This is a genomic window from Pseudomonas sp. ML96 (assembly GCF_000761545.1).
Classification (GTDB): Bacteria; Pseudomonadota; Gammaproteobacteria; order Pseudomonadales; family Pseudomonadaceae; genus Aquipseudomonas.
This window is the reverse complement of sequence record NZ_JPMY01000037.1, coordinates 127,636-149,419: the sequence shown is the minus strand read 5'-3', so window position 1 is coordinate 149,419 and position 21,784 is coordinate 127,636. Positions and strand designations below refer to the sequence as shown.

Sequence of the window (21,784 nt, the reverse complement as noted above, 5' to 3'; positions counted from 1 at the left end):
CGCCATGGACTCCCGATGCGCCCCGCTTTGTCTTCGCTGCTGCTTCTGCTCTGCCTGCTGGCCCTGCCCGGCTGGGCGGCGCCCCTGCAGCTGACGGAGAACGGCGAAGCCCAGCCCCTGTACGGCGTGGCCGATTACCTGGCCGACCCCGAAGGCCGCCTGCAGCTGGACGAGCTGATCGCTCATCCGGAGCGTTTCAGCAGCAGCGCCACGCGCCGCGACCTGGGCTTCGGCTATGTCACTGGCGCCATCTGGCTGCGCCTCGAGGTGCAGTCGATGCTGGACCGTCCGGGACGCTGGCGCCTGGAAGTGGATTATCCCTCGCTCGATCTGGTGCAGCTGTTCGATGTCGGCAGCGACGGCATCCGCCTGAGCCAGGGCGGCGACATGGTGGTGTACGAGCAGCGCAGCGTCGGCAACCGCACGCCGGTGTTCGACCTACACCTGGACCCCGGCGAGCGCCGCACCCTCTACCTGCGCGCCAGCTCCGCCGGCAGCATGACGCTCAGCGCCAGCCTCTACGGCCTGGCCGAACACGAGCAGCACAGCATCCGCGGCTACGTGGTGCAGGCCATCTACTTCGGCGCCCTGCTGGCGCTGGGCAGCTACAACCTGCTGCTGTTCATCGCCCTGCGCGAGCGGCCGTTCATCTACTACGTGCTGTTCGTTTCGACCTTCTGCATCGGCCTGCTCGGCCTCAACGGCCTCGGCGCCCAGCTGCTGTGGACGGGCGCCGGCTGGTGGACCAACCGCGCGCTGCCGTTCGGCATCTGCGCCGCCGGCGCCATCGCCCTGCTGTTCGCCCGCAGCTTCCTCGACACGCGCCAGTGGCTGCCGCGCTGGGATAGATTCCTCGGCCGCTGGTTCGCGGTGATCTTCACCTGCGCCATCGCCACCCTGCTGCTGCCGGTGCCGCTGGCGCTGAAGACCATGTCCATCTCCGGCGTCAGCGTCTGCGTGGTGCTGCTCAGCGTGGCCTTCGTCAGCGTGCGCAACCGCGTGCCCGGCGCTGCCTTCTTCGCCCTGGCCTGGACCATGCTGCTGTGCGGCGCCGCCCTGCTGGCCCTGCGCAACTTCGCCCTGATCCCGTCGAACTTCTTCACCCTGCACGCCATGCAGATCGGCTCGATGCTGGAGATGATCCTGCTGTCGTTCGCCCTCGCCGCCCGTTTCAACGCGCACAAGCGCCTGCGCGAGGAGAGCCTGCAGGCCCAGGAGCGCCGCCTGGAGCAGCGCGTGGCCGAGCGCACGGAAGAGCTGGCCGCCGCCAACCAGCGTCTGCAGGCCCTGGCCCTGCAGGACCCGCTGACCGGCATCGCCAACCGCAACGCCCTGCAGCAGCACCTGGAGATGGCCCTGCGCCGCGCCCAGCGCAGCGGCGACCTGCTGGCGGTGATGCTGATCGATCTGGACGGCTTCAAGCCGATCAACGACCAGCACGGCCACGCCCTCGGCGACCAGGTGCTGGAGCAGGTGGCGCAGCGCCTGCAGAGCAGCGTGCGCGACTGCGACCTGCCGGCCCGCCTCGGCGGCGACGAGTTCGTGGTGGTCTGCGAGGAGCTCACCGGCGAGCAGGACGCCCGCGAGATGGCCGAGCGCATCCTCGCGCAGATCGGCCAGCCCATCGCCACGCCGCAGGGCGAGGTCAGGGTCGGCGCCAGCATCGGCATCGCCCTGAGCCACGGCGAGGACAGCCCCACCCTGCTGCTGCGCCAGGCCGACATGGCCATGTACCAGGCCAAGGCCGAGGGTCGCAATGGCGTGCGGGTCGATCAGAACGCCTAGTCCAGCACCAGCTCAGGGCCAGTCGCGGCCCTTCATCTGGCGCAACATCGGTCCCATGATCCGCTCGAACTCACCACTGGCCTTCAGCGCGCGCAGACCGGCGCTGACCCGCGCGGCGATGGCCGTGCCCTGCGGCGTGTCCGCCACCAACCAGCCGGCCCGATAGTCGGCAAAGCCGACACCCTGCAGCTCGTCGCGCAGGCGCAGGCGGTCGATCTCCGGCTCGACGTTGAGCGGCGCCAGCACATAGCCGTCGATACGCCGGCGCACCAGCTTCTCCAGGCTGCTGGCCACGCTGTTGCTGGGCAGCACCGGGATGCCCAGCGCCTCGACATGCGCGCGCTCGGTCTCGATCCGATAGGGAAAGGCCAGCGCCGTCAGCTCGGGACGCGACCCAAGCTGCACGGCCAGTTGCTCGCGGCGCCAGCGCTGGCCGAACAACGGGCGCAGGCGCTCCAGCTGAGCGGCGTCGAGCTGCAGACCACTCTGCGCCAGGCGCGCCTCGCTCAGGCGCCAGCGCTCGCTCATCACCTGCTGGCGCGACAGCGGCTGGTCGCGGCGCGAGTAGAGCATGAAGCGCACCGTGCCGATCGACTCCTCGCCATAGCGCAGCCCGGTCGGCGGCTGCGGCAGTTCGATGTAGGGAAACTGCAGCTCGGCGCGGCCCTGCTGCACCAGCAGCATGGTCCGGGCGAAGGGCTGCAGGCGCACCTCCAGGGTCACGCCCTCCAGCTGCTGGTCCAGCGCCGCCAGCATCTCCATCAAAGGATTGCGCTCGCCCGCCACGGCCACGCCGACCAGCTCGGCCACGACCACCCGCCAGCGCTCCTCGGCCTGGGCCGTGCCACCCAGCGCGAGGAGTGCCAGCAACAGGCAGCAGCGGTTAGTAGAGCGTTTCGGCCAGCGCATGAATGTCCGCCCGATGGTTGACCACCAGCTCCAGCTCGCCGTTGTCGCCGATGAAATTCAGCGGCGGCAGCAGCTTGTGGAAGGCCGCCAGCTCCACCAGCAGCGGTAGATCGGCATCGGCGTTGCGCTCCTTGATGGCATGAAACAGGGCCAGGTTGACCAGGTCGATCAGCCCCAACTCGCGCCCCTCGGTGCTGGACCAGTTGCCGGCGGCGCGAATCACCGAGATGTACTCGTCGTTCACCGCCCACTTCTTCAGCACGATCACCCCGAGCGACTTGCTGTATTCGCGGCACAGCTTGTAGTAGAGCTCGCCGGAGGGGATGTCGGCCTCGTCGCGGAATGCCGAGAGTACCGCCAGGGTGCCCACCTCGCTGAGCAGGCTGGCCAGCAGCGCATGTTCCGGCGTCACATGGCCGAGCAGGCGGGCGAGCATGGCGCAGGTGCTGGCCTTGAGCGTCAACCGCCCCCATACCTCGAGAAACAGGCGCTTGTGCGCCGGGCTGTGCAGGGTGAACAGGCTCTTGATGCTGTGGACCATGGTGATGCGATCCACCTCGCGCATGCCGAGCAGGCCGATCACGTCCTGCAGCGTGCGCGGCGCCACCGGGTGGCGATACAACGCACCGGAGGCATGCTTCATCAGCAGCGCGGCCAGCGCCGGGTCACGGCTGATCAGCTTCGCCAGCGCCGGGGTGGTGATCCGCCCGTCACTCAGCGCCCGGCGGATGTCCAGGGTCAGCGCCGGCAGGCTGGGCAGCTGCTCCTGGCCCTGCATCAGCTGCGACACCACCCGCCGGTAGATCGAATATTCCGTAGTCTCAGCCACCAAAGCACACCTCCATGCCCCCAGCATCGAGTGTAGGTGGCCCCCGGCCAGTGGACAGCGAAACGCCACGCGGCCGCGACTGCTAGCACCGGCTGTGGCAGGATCGGCACCTCGTTCACGCGTAAGGCCCGCCCCATGACGCTCACCTGGTACTGCAAACACCACTCCGAACTGGACAAGCACGAGCTGTACGCCCTGCTCGCACTGCGTACCCGCGTGTTCGTGGTGGAGCAGAACTGCCCCTACCAGGAGGTGGATGGCCAGGATTTGCTCGGCGATACCTGCCACCTGCTGGCCTGGCACGGTGACGCGCTGGTCGCCTACCTGCGCCTGCTCGATCCGGCGCGCCACGACGGCGAGGTGGTGATCGGCCGCGTGGTGATCGCCAGCGAGGCGCGTGGCAGCGGCCTCGGTCATGAGCTGATGGAGCGCGCCCTGCAGGCCTGTGCCGAGCGCTGGCCGGGGCTGCCGGTCTACCTCTCGGCCCAGGCGCACCTGCAGCGCTACTACGGCCGCTACGGTTTCAGCGTGGTGACCGAGCAATACCTGGAAGACGACATCCCGCACATCGGCATGCGCCGCAGCGCGCAGTAGAATCGCTCAGCGCGTGTTGGTCTGCAGCAGCTCGGCGGGAATCTCCTGCCCCGTCAGCCAACGGCGGTAGATCAGGGCGAAACTGCCGTCGCGCTTCATCGAGTCCAGCGCCTCCTGCCAGTTCTGCACCACCGCGTCTGAGGTGCTCGGCGAGAAGGCGATGTAGGCCTCGCTGCGCAGAAATCCATACAGCGGCTCGACGCTGCCCGGCTGCAGGCCGCCGAGGGCCAGCAGGCTGTCCAGGGTCACGTTGTCGGCCACCACCACCGGCACCCGGCCGTGGCGCAGCATGCTCATCATCTGCTGCGGGCCGATCACCCCATACAGGTTGGGCAGGCCGCGGGCCTGCAGGTCCTGGTAGCTGTACCACTGGCGCGGCACGGCGATGGTGCCGACTCGTGCTGCTTCCTCCAGCGAACCGATCTGGATGCCCGAGCCCTTGAGCGCGTAGAAGCTGGTGATGACCATGGCCAGCGGGCCGACCCATTTGAAGTGCTGCTCACGCTCGCGGGTACGCATGGTGACGAATAGCGCGGTGTTCGGCTCTTCCTGCGCCGCCTGGTAGCCGCGCGCCCAGGGCACCACGCTGATCGTGCCGTGGTCGCCGGTGCGCTCGAACAGCTCACGCACCAGGTCCACCGCCAGCCCCACCGGGCGCCCCTCGCGAGCGAAGTTCAGCGGCGGATATTCCTCGGTATACAGCTGCAGCGACTCGGCGCGCGGGCCGGCGGCGAGGTACAGGGTGAGCAGGCATCCCAGCCAGCGCCAGCGGGAAATACGCATTGCGGTTCACCGGGTCGTGGTCGATCTGAGTGTAGGACTCGCGACCGGTGCCGGAGAGGCTGCTACCCTGCACGCCCCGCCACCACCGATGTCGCACCATGGACAAGCTTCTCCTCCAGCAACAGGTATGCCAGCGCCTCGAGGCCGATCTCGCGCTGCTGGTCGCCGCCGCCGAAACCGCGCGCCAGGCCGCCACCCACGAGGAGAGCAAGGCCGAGAACAAGTACGACACCCGCGGCCTGGAGGCCTCCTATCTGGCTGCCGGGCAGTCGCGCCGGGTCGAGGAGATCCGCCGCGCGCTGAATGCCTGGCGCACCCTGCAGCTGCGCGCCTACGACGACGCCAGTGGCATCCAGCTCGGCGCCCTGATCTGGCTGGAAGACGCCACCGGTCGCCAGCAATGCCTGCTGCTCGGCCCGGATGGCGCCGGCCTCAAGCTGCAACATGACGGGCAGGAAGTGGTGCTGATCACCACCCAGGCACCACTCGGCCACCAGCTGCTCGGCCGCGGCCCCGGCGACGAGGTAAAGGCCGGCCCCGCCACCTGGCAGATCCTGCGCGCGGAATGACGCCACTCAGGGCACGCTAACACCGAGCGGCGCCGCCAGCCGCGCCAGCTGCCCCGAAGCCACCAGATCAAAGAAAGCGCGGTCGAAACTCTCGCGCAGCCGGTCGTGGCCGGGGTCGCGAGGGAAGGCAAAATAGCCACGCTGCACGTCGATCAGCGGCAGTAGCTCGGTGATCGTCTGCTGCAAAGGCGCCGTCAGGTAAGGCTGGGTGTTGCGCTGGTTGCTGGCCAGCAGGTCGATGCGCCCAGCCACCAGCATGCGCAGGCCGTTGCTCACCGACTCCACCGTCACCGGCTGCAGGTGCGCCCGCGCATCCTCGAACTGGCGCCCGTAGATCCAGCCACGCACCACCGCGACGCGGCGCCCGGTGAGGCTGGCGTAGTCGCCATCCCAAGCCTCGCGACGGTTCACGTGGGCGTAGAACAGGATGCGGTCCTGATAGAAGGGCTCGGCAGCGAAGGCGAAGCGTGCCTCGCGCTCGGCGGTGCGATAGGGGCCGACCAGAATGTCCGCCTCGCCGTGCTCGACCATGCGCTGCGCGCGCGCCCAGGGGTACAGCTCGAAGCGCAGCTCGCCGCCCAGCTCGGCCGCCAGACGGCGCAGCACCGCCGGGGCCAAGCCGGTGAAGTCACCGGCAGCATTGCGTTCGTAAACCTGCGGGAAACTGGTACCGACCACCAGCAGCTCGCGAGCCGGCAACGCACCGGCGAACAGCCCACAGCACAACAACAGCAACAACGAGCACAACTTGGGATGGCGCATGTAGCGCTCCTGCTCAGGCCGCTTGGGGAGTCGAGTCGCTTAGTAGGTAGGCATCGAAGCCTAGTTGATTGAGCAGATGTACGGCCAATTCACTGCGGATGCCGCCGTCCGGGGTGACCACGTAGCAGGTGCCACGGTCCAGGCTGTCGGCGTGGGTACGCAGGTTGGCCACCGGCAGGTTGAAGCTGTCCGGCAGATGGCCCAGGCGGTACTCCACCGCCAGGCGCACGTCGAGCAGAAGGTACTTGCGGCTGCCCTGGTGACTCAGCTGCTCCAGCTCCGTGCCGCTGATGCGCGGGATCAGGCTGGGCCGTACCAGCTCGACGAACAGGTCGCGATGCAGCCGCGCCAGCTCGCCATCCTCCAGCATGGTCACGCTGGCCGAGCGCACCGCGCCGCTGACCAGCGCCTCCTCGCCGAAGAAGTCGCCACGCTCCAGCACCTGGGTCGGTTGCTCGCGATAGGCCTGCGGCAGGCTGATGCGCGCTCGGCCCTGCTTGATCACGTAGAAGTGCTCGCCCGGCTCGCCATAGGTGACCACCGCCTCGCCAGCGCGCACCGGCAGATATTCGAAACGCGCCAGCAGCGCATGCAGGTGCGATGGCGGCAGGCGACCGAACAGCGGCGTATTGAGCAGGCGCGCCAGCCAGTCGTCCTCGTCGTGCTCCTCGACCATGCCGCCGCCCAGGCTGCTGACCTGGTAGGCGGCATCCTGGCTCCAGCCGAGCAGGCGCTCCAGCAACTGGTGCTCGACGGCGAACAGACGCACGTCGGTGAGCGCCTTGATGCTGTGCGGATTGCTCTGCCCGGGGTTGAGCGGCATGTGCGCCTGCGGCGAGCCGCCCTCGATGGTCTGCCGGGTGGGGCCGGTATCCAGCGCCACCTTGCCCTCCAGCAGGTAGTACTGGGCCAGGACGCGCTCACCCTTGGTCAGCAGCTGGGTACCTGCCGGGTGCTGCAGGTACTTGAGCCCGGCATGCAGCTGCTGGCGATAGGCAGGCGTGAGGAAGTCCATCGGACTGAAGCTGCTCAACTGCTCGGGCGTAAGCGGGGCGCTGCTCATGGCGGTCCCTCCTGCGAGTGATGTCACCACTATGGCACCGCCCGGCGGCAACCCTCCACGCCATTGGTCGCACGCCGAAAAAGCGCTTTCGAATCAGCAGGTTGTGCACAGAGGCCGGGGATGACTCTGTGGATAAGCCGGTGATGGATGGCTACAGACCAGATACTGTGAGGGATACGAGAGAGCGCTCGTTTTTTACCCATTGGCGTAGATGCCAATAGAAGTACACCCCCCCAAGCAGAGATAACCCATTACTAAGGGTGAAAAACCAACTCAACACCATCTTGATCGAGAATCGATCTAGCTCTGCACTGTAGTCGAGCAGGAATAGAAAAATCAGGAGCTGTAAGAGCCAGATAAGCAGGAACAGCTTCAAACGCTGTCTAGATAGTTGCGCACAACTAATCACTGGGAAAACAAACAGCATGCAAGACAATACTTGTGTCCAATCCCCGGCATTACGCCCAGCTAGAAGCACTAGTAAGCTGAAAGCCAGCACCAATAAGCCGTAGATGACATGCGCCCATGTGAACAGAGTGAGCGCCCGCAACGCTTTGAACTCGGCGGGTTTCTGTAGAGCACTACTCGGCGTCGCGTATGGGTTGATCTCATCCATGAGAGCGCTCCGTGGTCAGGCCGTCAGGTCGCGCCAGGTCAGATACAGGCGCAGGTCGAATTCCAACTGATGGTAGTCCGGCAACATGTACTGGCACAGCTTGTAGAAGGCCTTGTTGTGCTCGGCCTCCTTCAGGTGCGCCAGCTCGTGCACCACGATCATGTTGAGGAACTCTGGCGCGGCGTCCTTGAACAGCGCGGCCACGCGGATCTCCTTCTTCGCCTTGAGCTTGCCGCCCTGCACCCGCGACACCGCCGTGTGCAGGCCTAGCGCCCGGTGAGTCAGGTCGAGGCGGTTGTCATAGAGCACCTTGTCGATGGCCGGCGCACTGCGCAGGTATTCCTGCTTCAGCTCGGTGGTGTAGCCATACAGCGCCTTGTCGCTCTGCACCTGGTGGCGATTGGGATAGCGCTGGCTCAGGTAATCGCCGAGGCGATTCTCGGAGACCATCTGCATCACCTGCTGCTGCAGGTGCGGCGGGTAGCCCTGGAGGTATTTGAAAGGCGTGCTCATGGCCGCAGTGTAACCCCGCTCACCGCCATCAGGGCGCACAGCCACGCACCGCCGACGCCAGCTGCAGCGAGCAGGGCCGGTCGGCCAGGTAGCTGCGATAGACCCGCAGCAGCTCGTCGGCACTGTAGCGGCACTGCGCGACCTGGCATTCGGCCGCAAACTCGAAACGGCTGTCGGCCGGCTCAGCCAGACGAATGGCGATGTCCGGCCATTCGCTCGGCGCGGCCTCGTCCGGAGTGAACAGCAGCCGCCCCTGACGTTGCAGCAGATGCCCACCGGCAGCCGCATAGTCGAAGACGAACAGCAACGTGCGCGAAACCTTGGTGGTGCACTCGGCACGCTCGCCGCAGCGCTGCGGGTCGCTGGGCACGACGGCCAGCGGAGCGCTTGCCGGCGCTTTGGGCGGCAGCGCCTGGCCAACGCAGCCCGACAGCAGTAGAAGCAGGGCGCAAGGTCCCCCGAGGAAACGTAACGACATCGGCAAACTCTTCAGGAAGGAGGTAAGCAACTGCACCGCCTAACCGGCTGGTCCTGAGCCGACCTTGCCCAGTACATGAAATTCGCAGCCAGCCCGCAGCGCGGGTCGCGGCTGCTCAGGCGCTGGAGGCAAGCAGATTCCCGCCGCGCGCGCCTCGCAGTCACACAATAGCGACACGCCGTTGAGGCTGATCACGAAAGCATGTGGCGTCCCCTGGTGAGGGTTGAGTACCAGCTCTACCTGATCCTCCAGTAAAGGCTCGACACAGCTATACAAGCTCTCCGGCAGGTCGACCAGCAATGCGCCCTCCTGATAGTAAGGGCGCAGCAGGAAGAGCGGCTCGCGCCAGCCCACCAAGGCAACCTTGCAGACCAGTCGGTGTACTGCCATATCGGCGGGAAAGGCCAGCTGGAAACACTGCGTGAGAGCCTGCCGCTCGGCGGGCAACAGGCTGCGCACAGGATCATCCAGCTGGCCCCTCAATCTGCGGCTCGCCGTGATCAGCAGGTAGTGCCCGCGCTGGCTGGCCCAGCCGATCAGTGCTGCGGCAAAAGCCCCCCAGAGCAACAGAAAGGTGATCATGGCGTCGACACCAGGCGCGGATAGGTCAGCCCGAGAAAACCGCGACGCGGCTCGATTGCAAGCTCACTGCTCATCCACAGATCGGTTCCCGTGACGTTGATCCAGTGGCTGTAGTGACCCAGCTGAATTTCCAGCTCACATACCTGTTCGGGTGTCGCCAGCACTCGCCCGCGAGGTGGCGTATAGCAGTCGCGGCCCACCACCGAGGCGAGCAGCACCTGCGGAGCACTCAGATTGGCCACGGCAAAGTCCAGCAGGACAACGGCAAAGGTCAGATAGAAGGCAGCCAGGATCAGCACCCAAACTTCGCGGTAGCGCACCAGAAACCAAGCGCTCAAGACGAAACTCCCCACACTTATGGCTACCTGCTGCCAGTATCCGAGGCTGGGGAGCTCCAAGCAGAGATCCAGTAGCGTGAGGCTCACGACGATCACGCCAGCGATCTGGCATAGCGTCCCCATAAAGCCAAACAGCGCATGGCGATTCATCCACTCCAGCGCGGCGGTTTCCGCTGGAGAACCAATAATCTGCGCAGTGAACAGCAAGCGGGCACGTTCTCGCCTAACGCGTCGAATCCATTCGAGCAGTTGCATCATGTCCTATCCCAATACGAGAAAGCCCCGCAGAGCGGGGCTTTCGGTACAGCGTGTCGCTTAGTTGACCTTGGCGGTCAGCTCGCCGCTGGCGTAGCGCTGGAACATGCCTTCCAGGTTGATCGGCTTGATCTTGGAGGCGTTGCCGGCGGTGCCGAAGGCTTCGTAGCGGGCGATGCAGATGTCACGCATGGCGACGATGGTCTTGGCGAAGAACTTGCGCGGGTCGAACTCGCTCGGGTGCTCGGCCATCATGCGGCGGATGGCACCGGTGGAGGCCAGGCGCAGGTCGGTGTCGATATTGACCTTGCGTACGCCGTGCTTGATGCCTTCGACGATTTCTTCGACCGGCACGCCGTAGGTTTCCTTGATGTCGCCGCCGAACTCGTTGATCACCTTCAGCCACTCTTGCGGCACCGAGGAGGAACCGTGCATCACCAGGTGGGTGTTGGGGATGCGCTTGTGGATTTCCTTGATGCGCTCGATGGAGAGCACGTCGCCGGTTGGCGGCTTGGTGAACTTGTAGGCGCCGTGGCTGGTGCCGATGGCGATGGCCAGGGCATCGACCTGGGTGCGCTTGACAAAGTCAGCGGCTTCTTCCGGGTCGGTCAGCAGCTGGCTGTGGTCCAGCACGCCTTCGGCGCCGACGCCGTCTTCTTCACCGGCCATACCGGTTTCCAGGCTGCCCAGGCAGCCCAGCTCACCTTCCACGGACACGCCGCAGGCGTGGGCGAAGGCCACGGTCTGCTGGGTCACGCGGACGTTGTAGTCGTAGTCGGCAGGGGTCTTGCCGTCTTCTTTCAGCGAGCCGTCCATCATCACCGAGCTGAAGCCCAGCTGGATCGAGCGCTGGCACACGTCCGGGCTGGTGCCGTGGTCCTGGTGCATGCACACCGGGATGTGCGGGAATTCTTCGATGGCGGCCAGGATCAGGTGGCGCAGGAACGGCGCACCGGCGTACTTACGGGCACCGGCCGAAGCCTGGACGATCACCGGGGAGTCGGTCTTGTCGGCCGCTTCCATGATCGCGCGCATCTGCTCGAGGTTGTTGACGTTGAAGGCCGGCACGCCGTAGCCGAATTCGGCGGCGTGGTCGAGCATCTGGCGCATGCTGATAAGTGCCATGGTGTTCCTTTCTCCCGGAATGGGTCGTTGATCGTGCAAGCCTGCCGCAGCGGCGGGCCTTGTTCAAGTTTCAGGGGATCGGGGGTCGCCCTCTCCCGCCCCGCGCCCCTGTTCGGCGCGCGGGATTCGAATCCGGCGAGGCTCGAAGCCCGCCGCACCAGCGGTCCGGACCGTGGTCCGAACCCTGCTTACCGCAATTACTGTGCCTTGCAGCCCCGACCGATCAGGTCGTTGTCCGCCACCCGGTACACCAGGCCTTCCTCGCCCTTGCTGTGGAAGGCCAGGATGCCGTCGCTATAGAGCGCGCCGGACCCCGAGGGTTCGCGCTGCAGGCGGTGCACGATGTCGCCGCCGCCCAGACGCAGGTCGACCGCATCCTCGCCCACCGGTCGCCACAGCACTTCGGCCTGGCTATCGCAGACCCAGCGGATCCACTGGTCGGCAGGCTCCGGCTGGCTGGCGCAGGCGCTCAGCAGCACGGCGGACAACGTCAGGATCACAGCTCTCATCGCACACTCCATGTCAGGGCCAGGTGAACGTCAGGGGCAGTTCTGCTGCTCGCTGCCGCTCACCGTTGGGTCGCCGCTGCTCTGCGCCTCGACCCGCTGATCGTCCTGGGTGGTCGGCAGGATGATTTCCGGCGGGCTCAACACCTCGCAGGTGCTGGGGGCCGAGCCCTTGCCACTACAACCGGCGAGGCCGGCACAGAGTAACAGTATCGTGAGCTGGCGCATGACCGTGCTCCTTTCTCCGGGGTTCCTGTGCAAGGGACCGCGCCGAGAGGCCTTTGGTTTAGCGCCGATGCTCTCAAACCGCCGACGACATGATCGTCAGCAGGGTCTTACTTGGCGCGCTGCTCCAGCACTTCCACGGCCGGCAGGACCTTGCCCTCGACGAACTCGAGGAAGGCGCCACCACCGGTGGAGATATAGCTGATCTGCTCGTTCACGCCGTACTTGTCGATGGCCGCCAGGGTGTCGCCGCCGCCAGCGATGGAGAACGCCGGGCTCTCGGCGATGGCCTGGGCCAGCACTTTGGTGCCGTTGCCGAACTGATCGAACTCGAACACGCCGACCGGGCCATTCCACAGGATGGTCTTCGACGACTTCAGCAGCTCGGCGAACTGCGCGGCGGTCTGCGGGCCGATGTCGAGGATCATGTCGTCGTCGGCCACGTCGACGATGGCTTTCACGGTCGCTTCGGCGTCTTCGGCGAAGGCCTTGGCCACCACCACGTCGACCGGCAGCGGCACGCTGACCTTGGCCGCGATGGCCTTGGCGGTGTCGACCAGATCGGCCTCGTACAGCGACTTGCCGACCGGGAAGCCGGCCGCAGCGAGGAAGGTGTTGGCGATGCCGCCGCCGACGATCAGCTGGTCGCAGATCTGGCTCAGGCTGTTCAGCACGTCGAGCTTGGTGGAGACCTTGGAGCCGGCGACGATGGCGGCCATCGGGCGGGCCGGGTTGCCCAGGGCCTTGCCCAGGGCGTCCAGTTCGGCGGCCAGCAGCGGGCCGGCAGCGGCAACCTTGGCGAACTTGGCCACGCCGTGGGTCGAGCCCTCGGCGCGGTGGGCGGTACCGAAGGCGTCCATCACGAACACGTCGCACAGGGCGGCGTATTGCTGGGCCAGCTCATCGGCGTTCTTCTTCTCGCCCTTGTTGAAGCGCACGTTCTCGAACAGCACGATGTCGCCGGCTTTGACTTCGACGCCGCCCAGGTAGTCCTTGACCAGCGGTACTTCGCGGCCCAGAGCCTTGGACAGGTAGGCGGCGACCGGCGCCAGGCTGTTCTCCTCGGAGAACTCACCCTCGGTCGGACGGCCCAGGTGCGAGCAGACCATGACCGCCGCGCCCTTCTCCAGGGCCAGCTTGATGGTCGGCAGGGAGGCGAGGATGCGCGCGTCGCTCTTCACCACACCGTCCTTCACCGGCACGTTGAGGTCTTCGCGGATCAGCACGCGCTTACCGGCGAGGTCGAGGTCGGTCATCTTGAGAACGGTCATGGTCAGTCCTTCACGGGGGCTGGTTATTTGGATGGGTTGGAGACGGCGAGGAAGTGTTCCGCGACGTCGAGCATACGGTTGGCGAAACCCCATTCGTTGTCGAACCAGGCCAGCAGGTTGACCAGGCGCGGGCCGGAAACCCGGGTCTGGCTGCCGTCGACGATGGCCGAGTGGGCGTCGTGGTTGAAATCGCAGCTGGCGTGGGGCAGCTCGGTGTAGGCCAGCAGGCCCTTGAGCGGGCCGGTCTCGGCAGCCTGGCGCAGCACCGTGTTGATCTCGGCGGCACTGGTGTCGCGCGCCACCTGCAGGGTGATGTCCAGGCAGGAGACGTTGACCGTCGGCACGCGGATGGCCTTGGCCTGCACGCGCCCGGCCAGTTCCGGCAGCAGGCGTTCGATACCGCGGGCCAGGCCGGTGGACACCGGAATCACCGACTGGAAGGCCGAGCGCGTGCGGCGCAGGTCTTCGTGGTGGTAGGCGTCGATCACCGGCTGGTCGTTCATCGCCGAGTGGATGGTGGTGATGGAGACGTACTCCAGGCCCACCGCCTCGTCGAGCAGCTTGAGCAGCGGTACCGCACAATTGGTGGTGCAGGAGGCGTTCGACACCAGCTTCTCGGCACCGGTCAGGCACTGCTGGTTGACGCCGAACACCACGGTGGCGTCGACATCCGCCTCGCCGGCCATCGGCTGGGAGAACAGCACCCGCGGCGCACCAGCCTTGAGGAAACGCTCGCCATCGGCTCGGCTGTGGTAGACGCCGGAGCACTCCAGCAGCAGGTCGATGCCCAGGCCCGCCCAGTCGATGGCCTCGGGCTCGCTCTGGCGCAGCACCTTCACGCAATCGCCGTTGATATGCAGGCAGTCGCCGTCGACCTTCACCTCGCCGGGGAAGCGGCCGTGGGTGGAGTCGAAGCGGGTCAGGTACTCGATGCTGGCCTGGTCGGCCAGATCGTTCAAAGCGACTATCTCGAAGCCGGCCGCCGCGCCGCGCTCGTGCAGAGCGCGCAGCACGCAACGGCCGATGCGGCCGTATCCGTTGAGGGCGACGCGGTAGAGGCGATTAGACACAACAGTTTTCGCTTCGTCGAAGTAAGGCCTCGTCAGTGACGAGCCTTTTGTTTATTCACTTGATCCTTGCCACGACCAACTTTCAGGATCTTCGAAACCGTATTTCGCAGCACATTATCCATCACCCCCAAAGCACGCTTTACTTTCTCTCCTGGCCGTCCAGTAAACGAGGTGACATGGAAGTACTCAGTCGCGTCAGGCGACTGTTTCGAAAAATAGTAATTGGACACACAGCAACGCGGTTGATCGACTTTCACCGGACTGACAGAGTGCCAGCTGGTTTTATTCGTCTCCATCACCACAAGCCTATCGGCCATTGAAACTATAGTTTTGGGATTTTCTCGCGCAGCATCCCAAAGTTCGAAATTACCGCCATTCTCCAGACTCCAGCCTGGAGAAACGTAATAGAGCAAGTTCAACCTGCGAAAGCGCTCTCTGAGTGCATCATGGCTATTATCGATATGCGGATTGAGGAAGTCCCCCGAAAACATCATCGAAAGACCGCCCGCATACAACTTGGGATCCGGCTCAATCTCTTTGAACCCGACAATATCTGCCACCAACTGCACAACCCGTGCATCCTGAAGGGCATAGGTTATATTCGCCAAGATTTCCGCATAAGTATCCAGACTTGCTGATGTCTTCTTCTTCTCCCGGAATGACTCTCTATTAAAGAAGCCATTTCCGTCTTTTGGAAAAGCCTCATAGATCTCACTGCACAAGTCTGAACCCAGCAGGCCATCAACAAAGAAATGGCGTGTTTCCGTACCTTGAGGATTGGCCCACTGCTGTTGTATGGCTACTCGATTCTCTTCAAGCTTTGCCAAAACAGCAGTTACCAGGAATTCCTGTCGCTCCATTCAACTATCCCTCTCAACTGAACATCCAGATGCAGTCATGCACAGCACCATAGACCTAACTAAAAGTCAGGCGTCCAAAAGCTCGGCGGCGGTTTCCAGGATGTTGGCGACAGTGAAGCCAAACTCCTCGAACAGCTGCGCGGCCGGGGCGGACTCACCGAAGGTGGTCATGCCGATGATGCGGCCTTCCAGGCCGACGTACTTGTACCAGTAGTCCGCGTGCGAGGCCTCGATGGCGATGCGCGCGCCGACTTGCAGCGGCAGCACGGCCTGCTTGTAGGCGGCGTCCTGTTGGTCGAACACGGAGGTCGACGGCATGGAGACGACGCGGACCTTCTTGCCCTGCTCGCTCAGCTTGTCGAAAGCCTGTACGGCCAGGCCGACTTCCGAACCGGTGGCGATCAGGATCAGCTCCGGCTCGCCAGCGCAGTCCTTGAGCACGTAGGCACCACGAGCCACATCGGCCAGCTGCTGGGCGTCACGCGCCTGGTGCGGCAGGTTCTGGCGGCTGAAGATCAGTGCAGACGGGCCGTCGGCGCGCTCGATCGCGTACTTCCAGGCCACGGCGGATTCCACGGCATCGGCCGGGCGCCAGGTATCCAAGTTCGGCGTGCCACGCAGGCTGGCCAGCTGCTCGATCGGCTGGTGAGTCGGGCCGTCTTCGCCCAGGCCGATGGAGTCGTGGGTGAACACGTAGAGCACGCGCTGTTTCATCAGCGCGGACATGCGCACGGCGTTACGCGCGTATTCCATGAAGATCAGGAAGGTCGCGCCGTACGGGATGAAGCCGCCGTGCAGGGCGATGCCGTTCATGATCGCGCTCATGCCGAACTCGCGCACGCCGTAGAACAGGTAGTTGCCGGCGGCATCGCCAGCTTCCACGCCCTTGCAGCCTTTCCACAGGGTCAGGTTGGAGCCGGCCAGGTCGGCGGAGCCGCCGAGGAATTCCGGCAGCAGCGGGCCGAAGGCGTTCAGCGCGTTCTGGCTGGCCTTGCGGCTGGCGATGGTCTCGCCCTTGGCGGCAACTTCCTGCACATAGGCGGCGGACTTCTCGGCGAAGTCTGCCGGCAGCTCGCCCGCCAGGCGGCGTTTGAGCTCGGCGGCCAGTTCCGGATGGGCGGCAGCGTAGGCGGCGAAGCGCAGGTCCCAGTCAGCCTCACGGGCGGCACCGGCTTCCTTGGCGTCCCACTCGGCGTAGATGTCTGCCGGGATTTCGAACGGGCCGTGGTTCCAGTTCAGCGCGGCGCGGGTGGCGGCGATCTCGTCGTTGCCCAGCGGGGCGCCGTGGCACTCTTCCTTGCCACCCTTGTTCGGCGAACCGAAGCCGATCACGGTCTTGCAGCAGATCAGGGTCGGACGGTCGGCGGTCTTGCGTGCAGTCTCGATGGCGGTCTTGATCTCGTCGGCGTCATGCCCGTCGACATTGCGGATCACCTGCCAGCCGTAGGCTTCGAAGCGCGCCGGGGTGTCGTCGGTGAACCAGCCATGGACTTCGCCATCGATGGAGATGCCGTTGTCGTCGTAGAAGGCGATCAGCTTGCCCAGGCCCAGGGTACCGGCCAGCGAGCAGACTTCGTGGCTGATGCCTTCCATCATGCAGCCGTCGCCGAGGAAGGCGTAGGTGTAGTGGTTGACCACGTCATGGCCCGGGCGGTTGAACTGCGCGCCCAGCACTTTTTCGGCGATGGCGAAGCCGACGGCGTTGGCGATGCCCTGACCCAGCGGGCCGGTGGTGGTCTCGACACCCGGGGTGTAGCCGTATTCCGGGTGGCCCGGGGTGCGGCTGTGCAGCTGACGGAACTGCTTGAGATCGTCGATGGCCAGGTCGTAGCCGGTCAGGTGCAGCAGCGAATAGATCAGCATCGAGCCGTGGCCGTTGGACAGCACGAAGCGGTCGCGGTCGGCCCAGTTCGGGTTCTGCGGGTTGTGCTGCAGGTAGTCGCGCCACAGGACTTCGGCGATGTCCGCCATGCCCATGGGGGCACCCGGGTGGCCGCTGTTGGCTTTCTGCACAGCATCCATGCTGAGGGCACGAATGGCATTGGCTCGCTCACGACGGCTGGGCATCGCTGAATCTCCTGCGGGGGCTGCTTCTAGATGAAGGGGGGCGAAAAAGGCGCGTATTTTCGCCCAGCAGGCGCCGTCGGGGCAATGACAGATGGTCGAACGCCGTCAATCGGCCGCGAATACCCCATGCGCCGGGCTGTTCGGCCCCTTCAGACAGGGCGCTTCGAACAGCTCGCCATGCCATACGCCGCGCAGGGTGCGCTGCAGCACCAGCAGCCAGACGGCCGCCAGCTGCACCGCCAGGACCAGGCCGACCAGGGCGAAGAAGCGCAGCTCGGTCAGCCGACCCAGCTCGAAGGTGGCCAGGGTGAACACGCCCAGCGGGAAGGTGAAACCCCACCAGCCGAGGTTGAAGGGCATGTTGTCGCGGATGTAGTGGCGGGTGAAGAATATCGCCGTGACCAGCCACCACAGTCCCGCGCCCCACAACGCCAGGCCGCCGACCAGGCCCAGGCCGCTGGCCACCTCGGCGGCGCCGGCCAGCGGCGTGCCGGCGAAGGCTGCCGGTGCATCACGGCCCATGGTCAGCAGGCCCAGGCAGCCGGTGGCCAGTGGCCCCAGCGGCAGCCAGCTGGTGGCGGCGAAATCGGTATCCGGCAGCTTGTGCAGCGCCAGGCGCAGCAGCACCAGGGTGATCAGCGAGAAGGCCAGGGTCAACGACATGCCCCAGAGCACGAAACCAACCGCCAGCATCAGCCGCGCCGCAGCCGGGTCGAGATAGGGCGCCAGGCCGCCGGCGGCGCCGGCCGCCACCTCGGGCGCGACGATCGGCAACAGCCACACGGCGGTCATCTTCTCCAGCGCATGGCTCTGCCGGGTGAACATCAGGTAGGGCACCAGCAGCGCGCTGGCCAGCGCCAGCGCCGCATCCAGCCACCAGAGCAGATGGGCGAGCTGGTACACGCCCTCGCCCCAGCGCGCCGGACCGAACTGCACCAGCCCGCCAATCAGCATGGCCAGGCCCATGGGAATAGCGCCGAGGAACATCGACTGCACCGGGTGCAGCAGCATCGGCCAGACGGTGTCGCGGTGCAGCAGCACGCGAGCGAGGAACAGCAAGCTGAACAGGGTGAACAACACCACACCGAACAACCACAGCGCCTCGGCCAGGGCCATCTGCCCCGGCAGGGTCCAGGGCAGGTGGGCGAGCACCAGGGCCAGCACGCCGGTGCCCATGGTCATGGCGAACCAGTTGGGTGTGAAGTGACGGACGAAGGCCCAAGGCTCGGGCAGACGGGTAAAAGGACGCGGCATGACACTCACGAAAGGCAACTACAGGAGGTGCCAAGGCTAGAGAGACACTTGCCATATTAAAAATACATATTCAGCATCCAATACATGCCTTCTATTTATGTGTAGATTCCATGAACCTGCATCACCTCAAGGTCTTCCTCGCCGTTGCTCGCGCCGGCAGCATCAGCCGCGGCGCCGAGGCGCTGCATATCAGCCAGCCGGCGGTGACCCGTGAGATTCGCGAGCTGGAGAGCAATCTCGGCCTGGCCCTGTTCGACCGCCATCCGCGCGGTATCGAGCCGACCGAGGGTGGCCAGCGCCTGCTGCAGTTCGCCGAGCGCATCTTCGCTCTGGAGCAGGCCGCCGAGCGTGACCTGCGCGACCTCGCCGACCTGGCCCAGGGCGAGTTGCTGCTCGGCGCCAGCGCCACCCTAGGCGCCTACTGGCTGCCGCCACTGCTCAACCGCTTCCGCGCCGAGCACCCGGGGATCTTCATCAGCCTGCAGGTGAGCAACACCCGCGAGGTGCTGCAGCAACTGGACGACGCGCTGATCAGCCTGGGCCTGGTCGAGGGTCCCTTCCCCGCCGGCGACTACGCCCACCACCTGTTGGCCCGCGACCAGCTGCTGCCGGTGGTCGGCCCAGCTCACCCGCTGGCCGGGCGCCGCGGGCTGAGCGTCGCCGACCTGCAAGCACACGACCTCTATATGCGCGAGCCCGGCTCAGGCGCACGCCTGAGCATCGAGCAGGCCTATGCCGCGCATGGCCTGCAGGCGCGCGCCAGCGTGGCGATCAACGGCACCGAGACGCTCAAGCGCCTGATCGCCGGCGGCAACGGCATCGCCTGGCTGTCGCAGCTGGTGGTCGAGGACGAGCTGCGCGACGGCCGCCTGGTGCGCCTCGATGTGCATGACCTGCAGATCGAGCGCGACCTACACCTACTGTGGCGCCACGACCGCCGCCTGAGTCCGGCACCGGCCGCGTTCCTGCAGCTGCTGCAAGGCAATATCAAAACTTTTTGATATTGCTGTTGCTGGATGAAAAATGGACGACTAGACTGCGGCCTCTATGAACCTGCGCGCGCCCCAGCTCCATTTCGAGCCAGCCGACGAACTCGCCGCCCTGTGCAAGGCCGGCGGTGACCCGCTGCGCCTGAACGTGCTGCGCGCGCTGGCCAACGATTCGTTCGGCGTACTGGAGCTGGCGCAGATCTTCGCCATCGGCCAGTCGGGCATGAGCCACCACCTCAAGGTCCTGGCCCAGGCCGGCCTGGTGGCCACCCGCCGCGAGGGCAATGCGATCTTCTATCGCCGCGCCCTGCCCCACAGCGAGCTGCTCGGCGGCACTCTGCACGGTGCGCTGCTGGCGGAAGTCGACGAACTGCAGCTGCCGGAGGACGTGCAGGCGCGCATCGCCGCCGTGCATGCCCAGCGCGCCGCCGCCAGCCGCGACTTCTTCGCCAAGACGGCGGACAAGTTCCAGGCCCAGCAGGATCTGATCGCCGGCCTGCCGCAATACCGCGACAGCGTGCTGGCCCTGCTCGATGCCCTGGGCTTCAGCGCTGGCGCCACGGCCCTGGAAGTCGGCCCCGGCGATGGCGGCTTCCTGCCCGAGCTGGCCCGGCGTTTCGGCAAGGTGGTGGCGCTGGACAACAGCACGGCGATGCTCGAACTGGCCCGCCAGCGCTGTAATAAAGAACAACTGGGCAATGTCGAGCTGCAGCTCGCCGATGCCCTGAATGACGAGATCGGCGCCGCCGACTGCGTGGTGGTGAACATGGTGCTGCACCATTTCGCCGCCCCGGCCGAGGCACTGAAACAGCTGGCCCGCCTGGTGAACACCGGCGGCAGCCTGCTGATTACCGAGTTGTGCAGCCATGACCAGAGTTGGGCCAGGACGGCCTGCGGCGATCTCTGGCTTGGCTTCGAACAGGAAGATCTGGCCCGTTGGGCCGATGCCGCGGGGCTCACGCCCGGCGAGAGCCTCTATGTGGGCCTCAAGAACGGCTTTCAGATTCAGGTACGGCACTTCGCCAAGCCGGATGCGAAGCAAACCCAGGAATGAATAGGATTTTGAAATGAGCGAATACTCCCTGTTTACCTCCGAATCCGTGTCCGAAGGCCACCCGGACAAGATCGCCGACCAGATTTCCGATGCCGTCCTCGACGCCATCATCGCCCAGGACAAACACGCCCGCGTGGCCGTGGAGACCCTGGTCAAGACCGGCGTTGCCATCGTCGCCGGCGAAGTCACCACCAGCGCCTGGGTCGACCTCGAGCAGATCGTCCGCGACGTGATCTGCGACATCGGCTACACCAGCTCCGACGTCGGCTTCGACGGCGCCACCTGCGGCGTGATGAACATCATTGGCAAGCAGTCCCCGGACATCAACCAGGGTGTCGACCGCGCCAAGCCGGAAGACCAGGGTGCCGGCGACCAGGGCCTGATGTTCGGCTACGCCAGCAACGAAACCGACGTGCTGATGCCGGCGCCGATCCGCTTCTCTCACGCCCTGGTCGAGCGCCAGGCCGAAGCGCGCAAATCCGGTCTGCTGACCTGGCTGCGCCCGGACGCCAAATCCCAGGTCACCTGCCAGTACGAAAACGGCAAGGTAGTCGGCATCGACGCCGTGGTGCTGTCCACCCAGCACAACCCGGAAGTGTCGCTGGCCGACCTGCGCGAAGGCGTGATGGAGCTGATCATCAAGCACGCGCTGCCGGCTGAGCTGCTGCACAAGGACACCCAGTTCCACATCAACCCGACCGGTAACTTCGTGATCGGCGGCCCAGTGGGCGACTGCGGCCTGACCGGGCGCAAGATCATCGTCGACTCCTACGGCGGCATGGCCCGTCACGGCGGCGGCGCTTTCTCCGGCAAGGACCCATCCAAGGTCGACCGTTCGGCTGCCTACGCCGGCCGTTATGTCGCCAAGAACATCGTTGCCGCCGGCCTGGCCGACCGCTGCGAGATCCAGGTGTCCTACGCCATCGGCGTGGCCCTGCCGACCTCCATCTCGATCAACACCTTCGGCACTCACAAGATCGCCGAAGACAACATCATCAAGCTGGTGCGTGAAGTGTTCGACCTGCGTCCGTACGCCATCACCAAGATGCTCGACCTGCTGCACCCGATGTACCAGGACACTGCGGCCTACGGTCACTTCGGCCGCACCCCGCAGCAGAAGACTGTCGGCAACGACACCTTCAGCACCTTCACCTGGGAGAAGACCGACAAGGTCGCCGACCTGCGCGCCGCTGCCGGCCTGTAAGATCGCGTCACAAGAACGCCGCCTGCCCATCCGGCAGGCGGCGTTTTTTTATGTCCCGCGTTTAGAGTTTCATGCCAGCATCA

Annotated in this window: 24 protein-coding genes; 6 read left to right on the top strand and 18 right to left on the bottom strand. The window is 65.6% G+C overall.

Annotation, left to right across the window (positions count from 1 at the left end; genetic code table 11):
• The first annotated feature begins 15 nt into the window (after positions 1-15).
• Complete coding sequence (locus tag IP89_RS17960) at positions 16-1,785, top strand: diguanylate cyclase domain-containing protein (RefSeq protein ID WP_043311027.1); 1,770 nt, start codon at positions 16-18, stop codon at positions 1,783-1,785.
• Positions 1,786-1,797: 12 nt separating this feature from the next.
• Here the strand turns inward: IP89_RS17960 and IP89_RS17955 are convergent, their stop codons facing one another.
• Both IP89_RS17955 and IP89_RS17950 read right to left on the bottom strand, forming a co-directional pair.
• A complete protein-coding gene (locus IP89_RS17955) occupies positions 1,798-2,694 on the bottom strand; it encodes a hypothetical protein (RefSeq protein ID WP_043311026.1) in 897 nt (298 codons plus the stop codon).
• A complete protein-coding gene (locus IP89_RS17950) occupies positions 2,669-3,523 on the bottom strand; it encodes an HDOD domain-containing protein (protein WP_256203162.1) in 855 nt (284 codons plus the stop codon). Before IP89_RS17950 ends, IP89_RS17955 begins: the two co-directional genes overlap by 26 nt.
• A 135-nt stretch (positions 3,524-3,658) precedes the next feature.
• On the opposite strand from IP89_RS17950, the gene IP89_RS17945 reads away from it, so the two are divergent.
• The gene (locus tag IP89_RS17945; RefSeq protein ID WP_043311024.1) at positions 3,659-4,117 is read left to right on the top strand and encodes a GNAT family N-acetyltransferase; all 459 of its coding nucleotides are present in this window, start codon (positions 3,659-3,661) and stop codon (positions 4,115-4,117) included.
• A gap of 6 nt (positions 4,118-4,123) precedes the next feature.
• Here IP89_RS17945 and IP89_RS17940 read toward each other — a convergent pair whose 3' ends face one another.
• Complete coding sequence (locus IP89_RS17940; RefSeq protein WP_043311023.1) at positions 4,124-4,900, bottom strand: ABC transporter substrate-binding protein; 777 nt, start codon at positions 4,898-4,900, stop codon at positions 4,124-4,126.
• Between the two features lie 98 nt (positions 4,901-4,998).
• Here IP89_RS17940 and IP89_RS17935 point away from each other — a divergent pair, with 98 nt between their 5' ends.
• Positions 4,999-5,469, top strand: a complete 471-nt coding sequence (locus IP89_RS17935; RefSeq protein WP_043311022.1) for an elongation factor GreAB — start codon at positions 4,999-5,001, stop codon at positions 5,467-5,469.
• A gap of 6 nt (positions 5,470-5,475) precedes the next feature.
• Here IP89_RS17935 and IP89_RS17930 read toward each other — a convergent pair whose 3' ends face one another.
• From IP89_RS17930 to IP89_RS17865, 15 genes are all read right to left on the bottom strand, one after another.
• Positions 5,476-6,231 carry an ABC transporter substrate-binding protein gene (locus tag IP89_RS17930; protein ID WP_043311021.1) on the bottom strand — a complete coding sequence of 252 codons (756 nt, stop codon included), beginning with the start codon at positions 6,229-6,231 and terminating at the stop codon, positions 5,476-5,478.
• Positions 6,232-6,244: 13 nt separating this feature from the next.
• Positions 6,245-7,294: a cyclic nucleotide-binding domain-containing protein gene (locus IP89_RS17925; RefSeq protein ID WP_043311020.1), complete on the bottom strand. Its 1,050-nt coding sequence runs from the start codon at positions 7,292-7,294 to the stop codon at positions 6,245-6,247.
• Between the two features lie 151 nt (positions 7,295-7,445).
• Positions 7,446-7,910, bottom strand: coding sequence for a hypothetical protein (locus tag IP89_RS17920; RefSeq protein WP_043311019.1), 465 nt, complete (start codon positions 7,908-7,910; stop codon positions 7,446-7,448).
• Positions 7,911-7,925: 15 nt separating this feature from the next.
• Positions 7,926-8,423 carry a M48 family metallopeptidase gene (locus IP89_RS17915; RefSeq protein WP_043311018.1) on the bottom strand — a complete coding sequence of 166 codons (498 nt, stop codon included), beginning with the start codon at positions 8,421-8,423 and terminating at the stop codon, positions 7,926-7,928.
• 28 nt (positions 8,424-8,451) lie between these two features.
• Positions 8,452-8,901: a hypothetical protein gene (locus tag IP89_RS17910; RefSeq protein WP_052081127.1), complete on the bottom strand. Its 450-nt coding sequence runs from the start codon at positions 8,899-8,901 to the stop codon at positions 8,452-8,454.
• A 39-nt stretch (positions 8,902-8,940) separates the two neighbouring features.
• A complete protein-coding gene (locus IP89_RS17905) occupies positions 8,941-9,483 on the bottom strand; it encodes a hypothetical protein (RefSeq protein ID WP_043311017.1) in 543 nt (180 codons plus the stop codon).
• The gene (locus IP89_RS17900) at positions 9,480-10,079 is read right to left on the bottom strand and encodes a hypothetical protein (protein ID WP_043311016.1); all 600 of its coding nucleotides are present in this window, start codon (positions 10,077-10,079) and stop codon (positions 9,480-9,482) included. The genes IP89_RS17905 and IP89_RS17900 overlap by 4 nt, the downstream gene beginning before the upstream one ends.
• A gap of 57 nt (positions 10,080-10,136) precedes the next feature.
• Positions 10,137-11,201, bottom strand: a complete 1,065-nt coding sequence (fba, locus tag IP89_RS17895) for a class II fructose-bisphosphate aldolase (protein ID WP_043311015.1) — start codon at positions 11,199-11,201, stop codon at positions 10,137-10,139.
• A 197-nt stretch (positions 11,202-11,398) separates the two neighbouring features.
• Positions 11,399-11,710, bottom strand: coding sequence for an MliC family protein (locus tag IP89_RS17890; RefSeq protein WP_043311014.1), 312 nt, complete (start codon positions 11,708-11,710; stop codon positions 11,399-11,401).
• Between the two features lie 30 nt (positions 11,711-11,740).
• Positions 11,741-11,935 carry a hypothetical protein gene (locus tag IP89_RS17885; protein ID WP_043311013.1) on the bottom strand — a complete coding sequence of 65 codons (195 nt, stop codon included), beginning with the start codon at positions 11,933-11,935 and terminating at the stop codon, positions 11,741-11,743.
• Positions 11,936-12,042: 107 nt separating this feature from the next.
• Entirely contained in the window at positions 12,043-13,203 is a 1,161-nt protein-coding gene (locus IP89_RS17880) for a phosphoglycerate kinase (RefSeq protein WP_043311012.1), read from the bottom strand.
• A 23-nt stretch (positions 13,204-13,226) separates the two neighbouring features.
• On the bottom strand, positions 13,227-14,273 hold the full coding sequence (gene epd / locus IP89_RS17875) for an erythrose-4-phosphate dehydrogenase (protein ID WP_043311011.1): 1,047 nt from the start codon (positions 14,271-14,273) through the stop codon (positions 13,227-13,229).
• Between the two features lie 32 nt (positions 14,274-14,305).
• A complete protein-coding gene (locus IP89_RS23155) occupies positions 14,306-15,133 on the bottom strand; it encodes a 2OG-Fe(II) oxygenase (protein WP_081963297.1) in 828 nt (275 codons plus the stop codon).
• 66 nt (positions 15,134-15,199) lie between these two features.
• Positions 15,200-17,200 (bottom strand): transketolase, encoded by a 2,001-nt coding sequence (gene tkt / locus IP89_RS17870; RefSeq protein ID WP_043311010.1) that lies wholly within the window; start codon positions 17,198-17,200, stop codon positions 15,200-15,202.
• 105 nt (positions 17,201-17,305) lie between these two features.
• Positions 17,306-18,454, bottom strand: coding sequence for a TDT family transporter (locus IP89_RS17865; RefSeq protein WP_043311009.1), 1,149 nt, complete (start codon positions 18,452-18,454; stop codon positions 17,306-17,308).
• A gap of 110 nt (positions 18,455-18,564) precedes the next feature.
• Here IP89_RS17865 and IP89_RS17860 point away from each other — a divergent pair, with 110 nt between their 5' ends.
• Genes IP89_RS17860 through metK form a run of 3 tightly spaced genes read left to right on the top strand, consistent with a single transcriptional unit; the run spans position 18,565 to position 21,701 of the window.
• Positions 18,565-19,455 carry a LysR family transcriptional regulator gene (locus IP89_RS17860; protein WP_043311008.1) on the top strand — a complete coding sequence of 297 codons (891 nt, stop codon included), beginning with the start codon at positions 18,565-18,567 and terminating at the stop codon, positions 19,453-19,455.
• A gap of 46 nt (positions 19,456-19,501) precedes the next feature.
• Positions 19,502-20,497 (top strand): metalloregulator ArsR/SmtB family transcription factor, encoded by a 996-nt coding sequence (locus IP89_RS17855; RefSeq protein ID WP_043311007.1) that lies wholly within the window; start codon positions 19,502-19,504, stop codon positions 20,495-20,497.
• Positions 20,498-20,510: 13 nt separating this feature from the next.
• Positions 20,511-21,701: a methionine adenosyltransferase gene (gene metK / locus IP89_RS17850; RefSeq protein ID WP_043311006.1), complete on the top strand. Its 1,191-nt coding sequence runs from the start codon at positions 20,511-20,513 to the stop codon at positions 21,699-21,701.
• Positions 21,702-21,784: the final 83 nt, after the last annotated feature.